This window comes from Thalassotalea insulae, assembly GCF_030161395.1.
GTDB classification, from domain to species: domain Bacteria; phylum Pseudomonadota; class Gammaproteobacteria; order Enterobacterales; family Alteromonadaceae; genus Thalassotalea_E; species Thalassotalea_E insulae.
In genome coordinates this window covers 4,244,353-4,261,504 of the sequence record NZ_BSST01000001.1, presented here as the reverse complement: position 1 = coordinate 4,261,504, position 17,152 = coordinate 4,244,353, and the positions used below count along the sequence as shown (strand labels likewise).

The following is a 17,152-nucleotide window of genomic DNA, read 5'->3' as shown; positions in this document are numbered from 1 at the left end:
TTCTAGCCAACTTATTTTGCCTGTTAACGAGGGCGTTATGTTTATCAACGAAAAAGGAAGTTCGGTGAGAATCACATTAGTTAGACATGGTAAGCCGATAGCTAGTTCAAACCCTCGGGTAACGGCTGTTGGTTTTGCAAAATGGGTTCGCGCCTATAATCGTTCACTTGTTTGCTCAGACAGTCTTCCGCCTCAAGAACTACAAGAAAAATTCCACAACAGCTATACATTTTCTAGTGACCTGAATCGTTCTATCCACTCTGCGGAAATCTGTTTGGGAAAAGGAGCAAATGTGGTGTTAGGTGACTTGAGAGAAATGGATATTCCTAGACTAAAGTTACCGTTTTCGATGACAGTTAACACTTGGTTAGTAATTGCTAGGTTGTGTTGGCTTCTAAGAATATCGGCTAATAGTGAGTCTTATAAAGTTGGTCGTAAGCGTATTATTACAGCTGTGGACCTTATTATTGCTAAAGCTTTTGAGTATAAAGACGTTGCTATATTTGGACATGGAATATCGAATCGACTTATTGCTAAAGAGTTGAGGCGACGTGGTTGGACTGTAAAATTTGCGAGTAAAGGGTTTTGGGGCCAAACGGAGCTTATAAACATAACAAACAATTCAAGCTGATTCGCCTCACCATGATTAACTGCATTTTGAGCTATTTTCTTTTTACTCTAAAAAACATAAAAAAGGCCTGATAATAATCAGGCCAAGGGAAGTGCGTGAAGTTATTAATATAGGTTCACGCGACATATCAACTTATAAATCAAACTTAATTCCTTGCGCCAGAGGAAGTTCTGTTGAAAAGTTTATGGTATTAGTTTGACGACGCATATAGGCTTTCCATGCATCTGACCCTGACTCTCTGCCGCCACCGGTTTCTTTTTCACCACCAAAGGCTCCGCCAATTTCCGCTCCAGAGGTACCGATATTGACATTGGCGATACCGCAATCTGAGCCCCAATGTGATAAGAAAATTTCGCACTCACGCATATTGTTAGAGAAAATCGCTGAGGATAAGCCTTGTAATACGTCATTTTGTATCGCTATCGCCTGTTCAACGCCGCCCTGGTATTTAATTAAATATAAAATTGGTGCAAAGGTTTCATGTTGTACCGTTTGATAGTGATTTTCTGCTTCAACGATTGCCGGTTGTACATAACAGCCGGATTGATAGTTTTCGCCTGATAAAACATCACCACCACAAAGTAAGTTACCGCCTTCATTGGTGACGGATTTAATCGCATGGCTAAACGCCTGAACTGCGCCTTGGTCGATCAACGGTCCAACGTGATTATTTTCATCCAATGGGGAACCGATACGTAATCCTTGATATGCCTTAATCAGGATGGATTTAACCTGGTCGTAAATAGATTCATGTACGATGACACGGCGAGTTGAGGTACAGCGTTGTCCTGCGGTACCGACAGCTCCGAAAACAATCCCAGGTACCGCCAGTTTTAAATCAGCTTCAGGCGTTAAAATAATCGCGTTATTACCACCAAGCTCAAGAATGCTTTTGCCAAAGCGAGCGGCGATTTTTTGTCCTGCGTGACGGCCAACACGGGTGGAACCAGTCACTGAAACCAGTGGCAGGTTGCGGTCTTCAAGCATGTCTTCACCGATAAGCTCCGGCTCTCCGATAATCAAGGAAAATATCCCTTCAGGTAATTGATTATCAATTAATACCTGTTTAATGATATGTTGACAGGCAATTGCTGTTAATGGCGTTTTTTCGGATGGTTTCCACACGGTAACATTGCCGCATATTGCCGCGATCATCGCATTCCATGACCAAACGGCAACCGGAAAGTTAAAAGCAGAAATAACACCAACAACGCCTAACGGATGATATTGATCGTACATGCGATGGAAAGGGCGCTCTGAATGTAAGGTGGAGCCGTTAAGCTGACGAGACAGGCCAACGGCAAAGTCGCAGATATCGATCATTTCCTGTACTTCACCTAAGCCTTCTTGTAGCGATTTCCCCATTTCATAGGATACCAATTCGCCAAGCGCTTGTTTGTTTTCCCGCAGTTGGTTACCGATTTGTCGGACAATGTCACCACGATGTGGTGCGGTCAATTTACGCCAAATTAAAAACGCCTGTTTTGCCGTGATAATCACATGTTGGTAGTCTTCACTACTTGCTTTGTAAACATTGGCTATGTGCTTGCCATCAACAGGCGAACTAATTTCAAATGCTCCTTGTTCGGTTGTTTGACGCCATTGTGTGCCGGTAGAAGTGCCAAAGTTGTTCGCTTCTATAGCTAAAGAAGATAAAAATTCCATAATTTCCTCAAGTTTATTAGTGTGAACACTAGGCGAGCCTGTAGCTAAACTACAAGCCGCTAAGTATCTGGGTAATATTAGTTTTCAGGTTAAAGTTGCTGTAAACCTAGTTCTAGAACGGTTAAAAACTTATCTGCATCATCTCGGTTAAATACCAGCGGAGGTTTGATTTTTAAAATGTTGTAATAGCGGCCTTCCGTGCTTAATAAAATATGATGCGCTTTGGCAAACTCTACTAGTTGCGCAGTGATATGGGTTGCAGGTTCTTTAGTGAGCCTGTCATTTACTAGTTCGATACCGATAAACAACCCTATGCCTCGAACATCACCTATGATTGGGTAACGTTGCTGTAAATTCTGTAATTGGTCGAGTAAATAATTACCGACTGTGAGTGCATTTTGTTGTAGCTGCTCCTGCTCGATAACATCCAGTACTGCCATGCCGATAGCACAGGAAACAGGATTACCACCAAAGGTATTAAAATATTCCATGCCATTGACAAAAGCATTGGCAATCTCTTCTGTTGTTATGACAGCGGCCATTGGGTGACCATTACCAATAGGTTTACCTAAAGTGACGATATCGGGAACCACATCCTGCGTTTCAAAAGCCCACATATGGTGTCCAACACGGCCAAAACCTACTTGCACCTCATCGGCAATACAGACGCCACCAGCATCACGTACTGACTGATAAACCGCGTGTAAATAGCCCGGCGGCATAATGATTTGTCCAGCAACACCTTGAATAGATTCACAAATAAAAGCACCTACTTTTTCGCTTTTACACTGAATATTGTTAATAACCTCATTCACATCCTCAGCATATTGCGTAGCGGTATTATCACCCTGATATTTTCCTCGATAAGGGTCTGGCAGGGTTACCTTGTGAACATGTTTTGCTGCACCTTGACCACCTGGGCCATCGAATTTATACGGGCTTGCTTCGATACAGGCATTGGTATTGCCATGGTAGGCGCCGTCAACCGTTAGTAAGTTATTTGAACTTGTGTAGTTTTTCGCCAGGCGAAATGCCAGTTCATTGGCTTCACTGCCGGAGTTAACGAACATACATACCGATAATTTTTCCGGCATGGTTGCCAGTAACTTCTTACTGTATTGAACAATATTGTCATGCAGGTAGCGGGTATTGGTATTTAATAGCGCCATTTGCTGTTGTCCAGCTGCAACGACTTTAGGATGACAATGACCGACATGGCAGACATTATTGACCATATCAAGGTAGGGAGTACCTTGCTCATCATAAAGGTAGGCGCCTTGTCCGCGAATAATTTTTAATGGCTGCTGATAGGCCAGACTTAAGGTTTTACCCAGATGTTTTTGTCGAAAATCAATAATATCGCGTTTGCTTTGACCATTATCTACAGGCTTTTGACATATCTGCTTTAGTTGGCATTGCACGGAAAAAACATTGAGCTTATCGAACTGATTTAATACTCGCCAAGCAGGTTCTACTGAAATAGATAAATATTCGTTATCTGGCTCTTTTGTGATTGCCAGTGCGGCATTACAAACAGTTGTACATAGTCTTAATGCAACCAGTGAAAATAAAACGTCGATTTCACTATCGCTTAATGGCTTGACCTGATGATAGCCACCAACGATAGTTTTCAGTGTTTTTAATATGTCTGTACTATGCATTAACGCATAGGCGCATGCGATAGCTAGTTCATTGATAACCTGACTGTACACCATATCACCAAAATCGATGAGCCCGGCTATTTTATCCGGAGCGTCTAGATTATTAACTAAGACATTATGATCGTTAGCATCATTGTGGATCACACCTGTTGGCAACTGAGCCAATACCGGTGCTGTTTGTGTTTGGTATAACAACAGAAATTTATCAACTAAGACGAGTTGCTGAGCATTGAGTAACTGCTTTTTACTCATACATACCTGATAGCCCTGAGCTAAATCCCATTCAAGATAACGATAGGCACCAGGATGAGTAAAGTCTGCCAGTTTTTGATCAATATCACCAAGAAAACACCCAAAATTGTGCCATAAGTGCTCGCTAATATGTTGGTTATTACAATGAGCAAGAAAATGACCGTGCAGGTAACTTAATACTCTTAAGTAGTAGTTTTGCTGCTCAGGCACCTTAATTTCAGTAATACTTTCGCCTTGGTGATTATTAATAACATCAGGTACCAGGCTGCCTTTGGCATATAGGTGCTTCATTGCGGCATTTTGCATTGCTAATGAGTCGTTCGTTTCCTGATGATGAGCAATTTTAACGATGTACTGTTTTTTCTCTGCTGTAGTTAAAATAAAGTTTTGATCGCAATAACCTGGCAATGCTGTTAGTTCACCCATAAGTTGATAATTCTGGCAAAGTAAATCCGCTATTTGTTGTTCGGAAAAATGATGTGAATTAGCCATATATGTTCCTTAATACTTAATCGGATTTATCTGTGCGTTGCTACAGTACGAGCCACTTGTGCTAAAGGCATTTGACTCTGACTTACTGGTACTAGTGTAAAGCTGTAACTCATGGTTTTTGCAGGAATAGTATATTGTGGGTGTACCAAACGTCCCCAGGAAGTGTCACCGCCAACTCCCATTTGTTTATGGTCGATATTAAAAGTCACCAGATTTCGTTGTGGAACATCAATACTGTGCTTAGTCGTTACAGGGATCAGGCCTGATGCCGATTGTTCGCCATCTTTACCAGCAATAAAATCGATATCACGTTGTAAATATGGCCAGGCGCTGGTATTGAGTAATTGATCGCCAACAGCGAGTAGACCAACGTCTTGCTTATCAGTTAATGCTGCCCATCTGACATCAGTTTTATTGGCGTTTTCTTGTGGCCTGACATAGTGATGAATTTGTTCAACTACTGGCATTTTGTATAAATCAACGTTTGCCGATGTTTTTCTATCGGCATAGTTTTCAAAAGGCCCTCGGCCAAACCAGGAAATGAGATCATAAGATTGAGGCATGGTAAGCTGCATGCCAAAACGTGGCAGGTTAGGGAGCTTATTTGCTTCATCTAACGTTAGTGTTGCATCAACATGCAGGTATCCTTGGCTGGTTATCTGATAATTAACGCTATAACTTCCCGGTAATAAGTTGCTCAGGTATTTCGTATGAATAGTGTGGTTATTAGCGTTATAACTAAAGTCGGCTAAGGTTAAATTCGCTGCCATTTGTTGCCAAATTGCCGCCCAGTGTTGCATTTTATTGCCAAGATCATTATCCGTTGGTGCTCGCCAAAAATTTGCCTGCATTGGTGCTAGTAACAAGGAATGATTTGCTCGCTTAATATTGGTTAACCAGCCAGAGGCTTTATCAAATTGATACTGGTTATCTCCGTGTTGTAATATCAATTGTTGTTGATTGTTACTAACGGCCAGCGTGTGATTTTTTGAAACGTTTAACGCTGCTGTTTGTAATTTAACAGGTAACTGAAACTGCTGATATGCGATATCATGGCCTGCGGCTAATAAACCGTCATCTTGATTTAATTTTGCTGTTAGCGTGACAAAGTATTCCTTATTGTCCGCACTTGGCAACTGAGGGAAATTCAGCGTTACTGCTTGCTTTTTACCTGATTGTACATGGGGCATTGGACGGTTGCCTTGGGCAATTTTCTTACCATCAGCTGTTATTTGCCAATGTAAGTCAAAGCGTGACAGGTCGATAAAGTCATAGCGATTTTCTATGATAAACTGACGTATATTGTCGCTTTGAAAAAAGCGGATTGGCTGATAGATTTTTTTTACTTCATAGGCGTGGGGGTGAGGCTGGCGATCTGCCGTCATCAAACCATTGTTTAAAAAGTTTCCGTCCGTTGGCAGTTCAGGGTGAAAGTCTTTGCCATAGGCCCAGTATTTAACGCCATTTTCATTCGTGTATTGCAGTGCCTGGTCGGCCCAGTCCCAGATAAAACCGCCTTGCAACACGGCGTATTTTTCAATGACTTGCCAATAATCTTTTAAATTTCCAACTGAATTACCCATAGCGTGGGCATACTCAATCATAATACCAGGACGATCAGGGTTAGATTCGGCATATTTGACTAGACGTTCAATCGATGGATACATAGGCGCGAAGATATCGGTATAAGGTGCTAATTTAGCCGGTTCATATTGTACTAAGCGACTATTGTCCTGCTGCTTCAACCATTTATAAGTAGTTTCAAATATTTTACCCGTGCCGGCTTCATTACCTAATGACCAGATAATAATTGACGGATGGTTTTTATCCCGCTCAAACATACGTTTTGTACGATCTAAATGAGCAGGTAGCCAGCTCATTTCATTACCTAGTTGGGTGTTTTCGTTAATTGCTAACGGGTGAGATTCAATATTAGCTTCATCGATTACATACATGCCATATTTATCAGTTAACTCATACCAGTATGGATTATTAGGATAATGGCTTGAACGCACAGCATTAATATTAAACTGTTTCATTAGCTTAATATCTCTTTCCATGCTGGCTTTGTCGACGACATGACCGCGCAATGGGTCGGTTTCGTGACGATCAACCCCACGGATAGTAATGGCTTTGTTGTTAACTAGAAGTTGACCATTGACGATTTCAACTTTTCTAAAACCTATGTCGTGGCGAACGGTTTCAATGATCTCGTTTTTATTATTGCGCAGCGAAATTAACAAAGTATATAAATTGGGCGTTTCTGCTGACCATAACGCAGGATGATTAACTGTTTTGCTAAAGTTAATTTCCACGCTATCATTTGCTATTAATTTAACGTTTCGTTGAGCGCTAGCAACTACCTTCATATGGTTGCGAGGGTCGAGTAGCTCGAACTCTACGTCGGTTACTGCTTGATGTTGCAGATAATTATTAACCTGAACATCAACAGAAAAATGACCTTGTGTCAGATCGTCGTTAAGCTCAGGTTTAGCATGAACATCAAAGATATGGTTTTTTGGTGTAGCATAAAGGTAGACATCACGTTCAATGCCTGAAATTCTTAACATGTCTTGACTTTCAAGATAACTGGCATCGCTCCAGCGCCTTAGTTGGAAGGCCAAAGTGTTTTTCCCTAGATCTACATAAGGCGTTAAGTCAAATTCCGCAGGAGTTTTAGAGCCTTGGCTGAATCCGACTTTTTTTCCGTTTAACCAGACATCTAAACTGGATTTTGCTGCGCCGACATGTAAAAACACTTGTTTATTTTGCCAGTTTTTATCAATGATAAAGGTCTTTCGATACGATCCCACAGGATTGTAGTCCGTAGGTACGTCAGGCCATTGGCTAGTAAAAGGGAATCTTTCATCCAGATAAATAGGGTAGCCATAGCCTTCTACTTCCCAATTACCAGGAACGCGTATTTGTTGCCATTGGCTGTCATCAAAACTCGATTGCTCAAAACCAAGCGGTTTGTTTTTAGGCGATCTTTGCCAGTTAAATTTCCACATACCATTTAATAGCTGATAGTTTGCACTTTGGCTTTTATCGTTTGCCATTGCGGCTATAGGATTAGCAAAAGGAAAGAGATTGCTATGGGGAGCAAGTTTATTGATCGCAAATACTTTATGGTTTTGCCATGGTTCTCTATTAGGAGATTCTGAGGCAATAGTAGTAAATGAGCTCGCTACTAGGCTTATTAATAGTATTTTCTTTAACATCGTCGCATTCAAAAATATATACAATACTATTTATAATACAAATAAAAATTTGCTTGGCAAGTATTATTTGCTTATTCAATAGCAAACCCATTGGACGTTGACATTTTTAAGCAAAAGTTAGCGGTTAGCTGGTAGTGTGAAAATTTGTTAGGTTATTTTGCAATCGTCATTTATCATACAAATCATATTCTTTTTAATGTAATACATACTATATGGACTCAACACATCGCAATCTTACTCAGCAAGTCGTGCATGAATTAGGCAAAACGATTTTACAAGGTACTTATAAAGTAGGTGATAGTTTACCGTCGGAAGCTGAGCTATGTACTAGCTTTAATATCAGCCGAACTGCAACGCGTGAAGCGGTTAAAATGTTAACAGCTAAAGGTCTAATTAGCTCTAGACCTCGCCAAGGGATTAAGGTGCTAGACTCTAAACATTGGAATTTGTTTGATGTTGATGTGCTTAATTGGATTTTATTAGGTAAACCCGATCTTTATATGTTGCGTAGTTTTCAACAGTTACGATTAGCAATAGAAACTGAAGCAGCATTTTTAGCGGCGCAATATGCCCAACCAGAAGATTTACAAGCAATAGTCGATGCGTTAACGCGGATGAAAGATGCCACGAACGGTCAGGATGATACACATGAAGCAGATATCGATTTTCATCAAAGTATTCTTTCTGCTAGTAAAAATCCATTTTTTATTCAGCTTAAAAGCTTTATTACTACAGCATTAAAAGTTAATTTGCGATTTACTAATCGTCATCGAGCTGTGACAGTTGAAGAGTATCAGGCGCATGTAGATATTTTTGAGCATGTTAAAAACGGTCGAGCTCAGCAAGCGTATGACGCAGCAATGGTGACACAAAAGGCGACATTGGCACTTATTGACGAACAAATAGAACAACGTGAAATTAATCACTAACTAATTGATCCAATCCGTTTCATATGCTCAAAAGTAGAAACCCTATTAATAATAAGAGGGTTATCCTTATGTTTCGTCGGTACAGGATTTTGCAATGGCTATTAAAAGCCTATTATTTTTGAGCGTTTTCGCTTGCTTTTAACTCGATTTGTTGAACATATAAGCAGACGAATCGTAAAATGAAAAAAACTTAGTAAAACGCCTTGCAATCTCCCCTAACTATCCTTAAGATACGCCTCGTTTTCAGGACAGCGAAAACTTTCGTTAATAATCGAATCAAAACATTATTGGCTTACCTCATTTGAGGCATTCGGACGCGGGATGGAGCAGCCTGGTAGCTCGTCGGGCTCATAACCCGAAGGTCGTCAGTTCAAATCTGGCTCCCGCAACCAATTCTTTCAATAGGAATTAAAACTATTGAGGCTATCTTCTTGTATCTTAAGAAGTCATTCGGACGCGGGATGGAGCAGCCTGGTAGCTCGTCGGGCTCATAACCCGAAGGTCGTCAGTTCAAATCTGGCTCCCGCAACCAATTCTTTCAGTAGGAATTAAAACTATTGAGGCTTTCTTCTTGTATCTTAAGAAGTCATTCGGACGCGGGATGGAGCAGCCTGGTAGCTCGTCGGGCTCATAACCCGAAGGTCGTCAGTTCAAATCTGGCTCCCGCAACCAATTCTTTTATTAAAATCCTTAAAAATAATTCCTGTTTAAATAATTATTGCTATTTAGTAATAGCTATATATCGTAGTCAATAACCTTCAAAAGTCTATCTAATTTCACCTTGCTAATAAACGCATTACAATACCAATTAGTGTTAATTCTCGCTAAGTGATCAATTATTTAATTCAATTGCTATAAGTTAAAGGCGTCTTTGTTTATAATCGCGCTCTATTATTTTCTGGAATTCTATTATGCAGCAATTTTTAGCCCTTACATCACCTGGTATTGAAATATTACTTGCAGAAGAAGTATCTGCATTGGGGGCTGAAAATGTCGTACAAAAACCAGAAGGGGTCTATTTTTCTGCCTCACTAGCCACTGCTTATCATATTTGTTTATGGACACGCTTTGCGACCCGTGTTTTATTGGCGATAGGTGAAGGCGCGGCAAAAAATAAAGACGAACTCTATCAAGCGGCGCTAACGGTTCCTTGGTCTGAATTATTTGCAGAACAACTGACCTTTGCAATAGATTTTGTCGGTAAGAGTGATGAAATCCGCAATAGTCAGTTTGGTGGATTAACAGTCAAAGATGCCGTCGTTGATCATTTTAGAGAGCAAGAGTTAACACGGCCTTCGGTTGATAAAAATGCACCTGATATTCGTTTTCAGGCAAGATTATTAAAACAAGAAGTTAAGTTCTATCTTGATTTTTCCGGTCGTGGGTTATTTCAACGAGGCTACCGAGAGCATTCTGGTGCAGCGCCATTAAAAGAGAATTTGGCTGCGGCATTAGTAAAACGCTCAGGTTGGTTAGACGATACCAGTAAACCATTGGTCGATCCTATGTGTGGCTCTGGCACGATTTTAATTGAAGCTATTTCAATGGCCGCAGGCTATGCACCTGGCATCGATCGTCAGCAATGGGGTTTTGAGCATTGGTCAGGTTTTGATAGTGACAGCTGGCAACAACAATTAGATGATGCTATTTCAGCATCCAATCAGGGATTAGCGTCATTTAATGCCAAGGTGTTCGGTTTAGACATTGATAGCCGCGTCTTAAAAACCGCTCAGCAAAACGCTAGGGCAGCAGGTGTTCAACAATTTATCGAATTCTCTTGTAAAGATGCTAATAAGATAACTCCAGTTTACGGTAAGTCAGGCACAATTTTATTTAATCCACCTTATGGTGAGCGTATCGGTGAGCTACCTGAGTTAGTGGAAAGTTTTGTGTTGTTAGGACAGAAATTAAAATCGCAATTTATTGGCTGGCGAGTGGCGATATTAACCGCCAATACCGACTTGTTAAAAATGCTTAAACTTTCAAGCTATAAGCGTTATAAGTTTAAAAATGGTCCACTTGATTGTCAGCTTGCTCTTTATAATATTGATGAAAAACAAACAGCAAAAGACGCGGTTAATCCGAACGCAGATTTTGCAGAGCAGGATTCTGCATTTGCCAATAGGCTGAAAAAGAACAAAAAATTATTGAAAAGTTGGCTTAAGAAAGAACAAATCCAGTGTTATCGAATCTATGATGCTGATATTCCTGAATATAATGTTGCTGTCGATGTCTATGATGAATATCTAGTGATCCAGGAATATGCTGCTCCCGCGACCATTGAAGCGGAAAAAGTCGCAAAACGTTTGCAGGAGGTGATTTATTTTGCCCCTAAAGTGTTAGATGTAACAACAGACAAAGTGGTACTAAAAACGCGTGCCAAACAAAAGGGTAGTAATCAATATCAAAAAGTAGCACAAACCCGTCAAGCAATTACGGTGAATGAATATGGTGCTAAGTTGAAAGTAAACCTATGGGATTATTTGGATACCGGTTTATTCTTGGATCACCGTAAAACTCGTCAAATAGTAGCGCAAAAAGCTAAAAACAGATCGCTACTCAATTTATTTGCTTATACAGGTTCGGTTTCGTTGCAGGCAGCGCTGCATGGTGCATCGTCTGTTACTACCGTCGATATGTCTAAGACTTACTTGTCTTGGGCCCAGGATAATTTTGATCTCAATAATTTATCTGGTCACAAGTATCAGTTTATCCAAGCGGATTGTTTGCAGTGGTTAAAGGAGAATAAAACCGGTTATGACGTGATTTTTATTGATCCGCCGACATTTTCTAATTCCAAACGCATGGATGAAAGTTTTGATGTTCAGCGGGATCATATCAAGGTGTTAACCGATGCCGTTAATTCACTCAATCAAGGCGGTGAAATTATTTTTACAAATAATAAGCGTAATTTTAAAATGGACCATGAGCAGCTAGCAGCGCTTGGTTTGACAGCCAAAAATATAAGCGAGCAAACTCGAGATAAAGATTTTGCCCGTAATAAGCATATTCATAACAGCTGGTTAATTACTCGGGGTTAATAATGGCGCAGTTTACTTTATATAGCAGCGAAGGTTGTCATTTGTGTGAACAAGCGCTAGTACTTTGCCGTCAGGCAGGTATTGAAGAACGCTTAACAGTAACAGATATCGTTAATAATGAGCACTTGGCTGAACGTTACGGTATGCATATTCCAGTGCTTGAGCGTCAGTCAGATAATAGACAGTTGTTTTGGCCTTTTTCCTTAGTAGAAATTAAAGAGTTAGTGGGTTAATGGAAGTAATACGTATAACTCAGGGCGAATTAGCCTTTGGTGAAGACAGCATTTTAGATAAAGCAGATTTAACTATCAAACAGGGAGAGCGAGTCTGTTTGGTTGGCCGTAATGGCGCAGGAAAGTCATCGCTATTAAAAGTGCTTAATGGCCAGCAAGTGTTGGATGATGGTCAACTATTAATTACTAATGACGCGCAAATTGCAATGTTAGAACAAGATCCTCCCCAATCTTGTCAAATGAGCATTTTCGATTTTGTTGCGCAAGGGGTTAAAGAGAATGCTGAATTAATCAAGCAGTATCATCAGCTAATTGCGCTAGTTGCGGAAGAGCCGAGCGAAAAGAATTTGGCAAAATTGGCAACTAATCAGCAGGCATTAGAGCAGGCCAATGCCTGGCAAGATGAACAGCGTATTGAGCAGGTATTGTCGACGTTATCTTTAAACGCCGAACAGTTGGTTAGTGATTTATCCGGTGGCTGGTTAAGAAAATTAGCACTTGCCAAAGCCTTAGTCTCGGCGCCAGATGTGTTATTGCTAGATGAGCCAACTAACCATTTAGATATTAAAAGTGTACTTTGGCTCGAGCAGTTTTTGAAAAACTTTACCGGCACAATTGTTTTTATCAGTCATGACCGGGCGTTTATTCGGGCATTATCAACGCGCATTTTGGATTTAGATCGCGGTAGACTCACCAGCTATCCAGGTGATTACGATCTTTATATTGAACAAAAGCAGCATGATCTCCAGGTTGAAGCAACGCAAAATGCCTTATTTGATAAAAAGCTAGCGGAAGAAGAAACCTGGATCCGTCAGGGGATCAAAGCCCGCCGTACCCGTAATGAAGGCCGAGTGAGAGCATTAGAAAAACTGCGTGTCGAGCGGCAAAAACGTCGAGAACTTAGGCATCAGGGGGATATGAAAATATCTTCTGGTGACCGATCAGGAAAATTAGTCTTTGAATCTGAACAACTCTCGATGGCGTTTGATAATAAAACGATCATAAAGGATTTGGATTTATTAATTACCCGGGGTGACAGAATTGCGTTAATCGGTGCGAATGGTACTGGCAAGTCAACACTGATCAAACTATTAATGGAACAGTTGCAACCAACATCCGGTAAAATGCGACTGGGGGTTAATCTTGATATTGCCTATTTTGATCAGCACAGAGAAGCACTCGATCCTAATAAAACGGTACAAGATACCGTCGCTGATGGTAAGCAAGATATTACTTTAAACGGTAAGACACGACATGTCCTCGGCTATCTGCAAGATTTTCTTTTCAGTCCTAAACGAGCAAGAACTCCGGTAAGAGCGCTGTCCGGTGGCGAAAAGAATCGTTTACTATTGGCGCGTTTGTTTTTACGACCAAGTAATCTACTGATCCTGGATGAACCAACCAATGATTTGGACATAGAAACTTTAGAGTTATTGGAAGAAGTCGTTGCAAATTACGCAGGAACCGTTATTTTAGTCAGTCACGATCGTGACTTCGTTAATAATTGTGTTGATACTTGCTTATATTTTGATGGCAGTGGTCATATAACACAGATAGTTGGCGGTTATGATGATGTAGATAGCTATGTAGCATCACGAGAATTGCAACGTAAAAACATGACGGCAAGTGTTAAACCAGCCGTCAGTGCTTCTTCAGGTGATGAGCAGAAAAAGAAGGTAGCGAATAAGGTTGTTAAGAAAAAACTATCTTATAAAGAATCTCGCGAACTTGAGATGCTACCTGAAATGATAGATGAGTTAGAAAACACTATCGCTGAACTGCAAGAGCAGGTAAATGATGCAAGCTTTTTTACTCAAGAAGCTGAAATAACCAAGAAAATATTGAACCAGCTGGAAGAAAGTGAGTCCAAGCTCGAAGTTGCTTATGCCAGGTGGCAAGAGTTAGACGAAATATAGCAAGAAGTAAGAGTAACCTAATTAAATGAAAAATTTTGTAAAATCGGTATTAACGATCAGTGTTAGTAGTGCATTAATGTTATCGGCAGCTAATGCAGCAACGTATAAAATAATTGATAAAGGTGCGGCTGAAAAATTGAAGTATACCTATTCACAACAGGAAAATAATGTTGGTGAAATGGCTATTTCAGGCACAGATGTTTACAACTTCCCAGTGCAGTTTCAATACTTAGACGAAGATGATTTCGATCAAATCGTTAGTTTAGCTAAAGTACAGAACGAACTGGTTCATGAACTTGAAGATATCGAAGATGAAGCTGCGCTAAGAGCGGGTAACCCGACTGCTAATGATTTAGCTTGGGCGATTCGCTTTTTGGAAAATCAAAGCACCAGCCTTTATTATCAAAAGCATGGAGACATTATTGCGCTAACTAACTTTGGTGGTGAGTCGATTGAGTTTACTGTATTCGACCAGTATTTTGATGGTACGGAAACCTATACTCGTTCAACCGTTGATTATGTCAATGGCGTTACCGATCAGGGTTGGATTTATGGTAATGGTTCTGCGCCGTTTTTACCTATGGACTTTACCGAAGATGATGGCGATGAAGTAACTTTGTGGCTTAATGAATTTACCACTCGAGGATTTTTATCGCCAGACAGAGGTGAAACCATCATCCAAATCATGCCTGCTGAAAGTAGCTATGGCGGAGAATCTGCGGTATTAGACATTAACGATAACGGCGTTGCCGTTGGTTATGCCAGTACTGAAATTAATGAAGATGCCGTTGAATTAATTGAAGATGAAGACGGTGGCTGTAAAGATCCAGATATTTTGAAAAACCAGCCATTTGAAGCTTGTGTCCAGCGTATTCGTATGCTCAATAAAATTTATAATACTGAGGCATTTAAATGGGTAATCGATGGTGAAGGAGTTGTTACTACTGAAGCGCTAGGTTACTTAGTGACACCACATCCGGACGATACTCGCCAGCTTGTCAGTGTCGCTCAAGCCATTAATAATCATGGCGTTGCCGTTGGTTATTCAACGGGTTGGATTGATGAAACTGAAACTGAACCTAGTACGCGTGAGGGAAGCAGTACTTATGCCGTGGTATTTAAGGATGGTGAGGTTAAAGATTTTACTGATGATCATGGTAAATACTTTGAATCGCGTGCTTATGATATTAATGATGCGGGTATAGCTGTCGGTCATGCAACAACCATTAGTAACGGTTCATATCGGACGAAATTTTATTACGTTGATACTAATGAAGAAGAGCCCCAAATGGTATTACCTAAGGGGTTCTTTACTGGTTCTGCAAGTACTGCACGAGCGATCAACGAACATGGCTTTATTGTCGGTGACGCACAAGTAGAAACTCATAATGATAGTACTTCTAATCCTCGACGTACTCATGGTTTTTTATATGACATCACCACGGATACATTTTCTGATCTAAACAGCTTTTTGTCTTGTAATTCAGATTATACCGTTATTGAAGCGCGTGATATTAATGAAAACAATGAAATATCAGCAACGGCAGTAATAAAAGAGCATCGTCGTGATGCTAAAGGCGAGTTAATGTATGATAGCGAAGGCGAAGCATTAACTGAAGATGTTATCAGAGCCGTTAAACTTTCACCTATTGCTGGCGAAATCGAAGACTGCTCTAAAGTAGAAGAGAAAGTTGAGCGTAAAGGTGCCAGTTTTGGTGGCTTTAGTGCATTAGCATTATTGTTATTTGGCTTTGCCCGTCGCGTTAGACGCTAGCAGCAAAACGTTCAACATTACAAATAGCTAGATAAAAAGCCTGTTATATTTAACAGGCTTTTTTATATTTTGCCCTAAAGCAGATACTTAAATAGTTAATTATCATCATTTATGCCTTTCTGATAAAGATAGTTGTTAGTGACAATATAGGTTGAACTACCAACGAGTTTGTCGGGGCCGTTTTAAATGCAATTTTTGCCAGTGATGAAAATTACGGGTGAATATTGTTAATGAAACTGAGTCATTAATCATAAAAAAACGCTAAGTATGGTACTTAGCGTTTTTATCTCATTAAATTTAATCAGGTTTAAGTGAATAAATTAATGATCGTAGTTATAAATAAAGGCTGCTAAATCAAGCACCTTGTTAGAATAACCGATTTCATTATCGTACCAAGAAACCACTTTGACGAACTTGTCAGTTAACGCAATACCTGCGCCCGCGTCAAATACCGAAGTGCATGTTTCACCGATAAAGTCATTAGAAACTACTTGATCTTCGGTATATCCCAATACACCATTTAATTCATTTTGAGCTGCCGCTTTCATTGCATCACAAATTTCTTGATAGCTAGCTGATTTGGCCAGATTAACCGTTAAATCTACTACTGAAACATTTGGTGTCGGGACGCGAAATGACATACCGGTCAATTTTCCGTTTAACTCAGGAATAACTTTACCAACGGCTTTTGCTGCACCAGTAGATGAAGGGATAATGTTTTGACCTGCGCCGCGTCCACCGCGCCAGTCTTTGGCCGACGGGCCATCAACTGTCTTTTGAGTAGCTGTGGTAGCATGTACTGTGGTCATTAAACCATCAGTAATACCCCAGTTATCATTTAATACTTTTGCAATTGGTGCTAAACAGTTAGTGGTACAAGATGCATTAGAGACAATTGCTTGCCCTTGATATTTGTCCTGATTGACACCGATAACAAACATTGGCGTATCATCTTTCGATGGTGCAGACATCACAACTTTCTTCGCACCCGCTTCTATATGTTTACGCGCCATTTCATCGGTTAAAAACAGGCCTGTTGATTCAACAACAATATCAACATCAATCTCATCCCATTTAAGCTCAGCAGGGTTTCTTTCTGCCGTTACGCGTACTGTATTGCCATTAACAATAAGTTGGCCGTCAACTACTTCAACTGTGCCGTCAAAACGACCATGAGTTGAATCATATTTCAACATATAAGCCATATAATCGACATCGATTAAATCGTTAATGCCAACAACTTCAATATCGTTACGCTGTGCTGCAGCTCTAAATACAAAACGACCGATACGGCCAAAACCATTGATACCTAACTTGATTGTCATGATGAGAAACCC

10 protein-coding genes and 3 tRNA genes are annotated in these 17,152 nt (G+C 40.4%); 9 read left to right on the top strand and 4 right to left on the bottom strand.

The window, feature by feature from the left end:
• Window positions 1–37: 37 nt before the first annotated feature.
• Window positions 38–631 carry a phosphoglycerate mutase family protein gene (locus QQK06_RS19085; protein ID WP_284246421.1) on the top strand — a complete coding sequence of 198 codons (594 nt, stop codon included), beginning with the start codon at window positions 38–40 and terminating at the stop codon, window positions 629–631.
• A gap of 132 nt (window positions 632–763) precedes the next feature.
• On the opposite strand, the gene amaB is transcribed toward QQK06_RS19085, so the two are convergent.
• From amaB to lacZ, 3 genes are all read right to left on the bottom strand, one after another.
• On the bottom strand, window positions 764–2,296 hold the full coding sequence (gene amaB, locus QQK06_RS19080; protein ID WP_284246419.1) for an L-piperidine-6-carboxylate dehydrogenase: 1,533 nt from the start codon (window positions 2,294–2,296) through the stop codon (window positions 764–766).
• A gap of 89 nt (window positions 2,297–2,385) precedes the next feature.
• Complete coding sequence (locus QQK06_RS19075) at window positions 2,386–4,701, bottom strand: aminotransferase class III-fold pyridoxal phosphate-dependent enzyme (protein WP_284246417.1); 2,316 nt, start codon at window positions 4,699–4,701, stop codon at window positions 2,386–2,388.
• 26 nt (window positions 4,702–4,727) lie between these two features.
• The gene (gene lacZ, locus QQK06_RS19070; RefSeq protein ID WP_284246416.1) at window positions 4,728–7,922 is read right to left on the bottom strand and encodes a beta-galactosidase, LacZ type; all 3,195 of its coding nucleotides are present in this window, start codon (window positions 7,920–7,922) and stop codon (window positions 4,728–4,730) included.
• 212 nt (window positions 7,923–8,134) lie between these two features.
• Between lacZ and QQK06_RS19065 the strand changes: the two genes are divergently transcribed.
• From QQK06_RS19065 to QQK06_RS19030, 8 genes are all read left to right on the top strand, one after another.
• A complete protein-coding gene (locus QQK06_RS19065; protein ID WP_284246415.1) occupies window positions 8,135–8,851 on the top strand; it encodes a FadR/GntR family transcriptional regulator in 717 nt (238 codons plus the stop codon).
• Window positions 8,852–9,166: 315 nt separating this feature from the next.
• Window positions 9,167–9,243, top strand: a tRNA-Met gene (locus tag QQK06_RS19060).
• A 63-nt stretch (window positions 9,244–9,306) separates the two neighbouring features.
• Window positions 9,307–9,383, top strand: a tRNA-Met gene (locus QQK06_RS19055).
• Window positions 9,384–9,446: 63 nt separating this feature from the next.
• Window positions 9,447–9,523 (top strand) — tRNA-Met (locus QQK06_RS19050).
• 239 nt (window positions 9,524–9,762) lie between these two features.
• Window positions 9,763–11,892, top strand: coding sequence for a bifunctional 23S rRNA (guanine(2069)-N(7))-methyltransferase RlmK/23S rRNA (guanine(2445)-N(2))-methyltransferase RlmL (gene rlmKL, locus QQK06_RS19045; protein WP_284246413.1), 2,130 nt, complete (start codon window positions 9,763–9,765; stop codon window positions 11,890–11,892).
• 2 nt (window positions 11,893–11,894) lie between these two features.
• A complete protein-coding gene (locus QQK06_RS19040) occupies window positions 11,895–12,125 on the top strand; it encodes a glutaredoxin family protein (RefSeq protein WP_284246412.1) in 231 nt (76 codons plus the stop codon).
• Window positions 12,125–14,041, top strand: a complete 1,917-nt coding sequence (gene uup, locus QQK06_RS19035) for an ATP-binding cassette ATPase Uup (protein WP_284246411.1) — start codon at window positions 12,125–12,127, stop codon at window positions 14,039–14,041. The genes QQK06_RS19040 and uup overlap by 1 nt, the downstream gene beginning before the upstream one ends.
• A 25-nt stretch (window positions 14,042–14,066) precedes the next feature.
• Window positions 14,067–15,815, top strand: coding sequence for a DUF3466 family protein (locus tag QQK06_RS19030; RefSeq protein WP_284246410.1), 1,749 nt, complete (start codon window positions 14,067–14,069; stop codon window positions 15,813–15,815).
• A gap of 320 nt (window positions 15,816–16,135) precedes the next feature.
• On the opposite strand, the gene gap is transcribed toward QQK06_RS19030, so the two are convergent.
• Window positions 16,136–17,140 carry a type I glyceraldehyde-3-phosphate dehydrogenase gene (gene gap, locus QQK06_RS19025; RefSeq protein WP_284246409.1) on the bottom strand — a complete coding sequence of 335 codons (1,005 nt, stop codon included), beginning with the start codon at window positions 17,138–17,140 and terminating at the stop codon, window positions 16,136–16,138.
• Window positions 17,141–17,152: the final 12 nt, after the last annotated feature.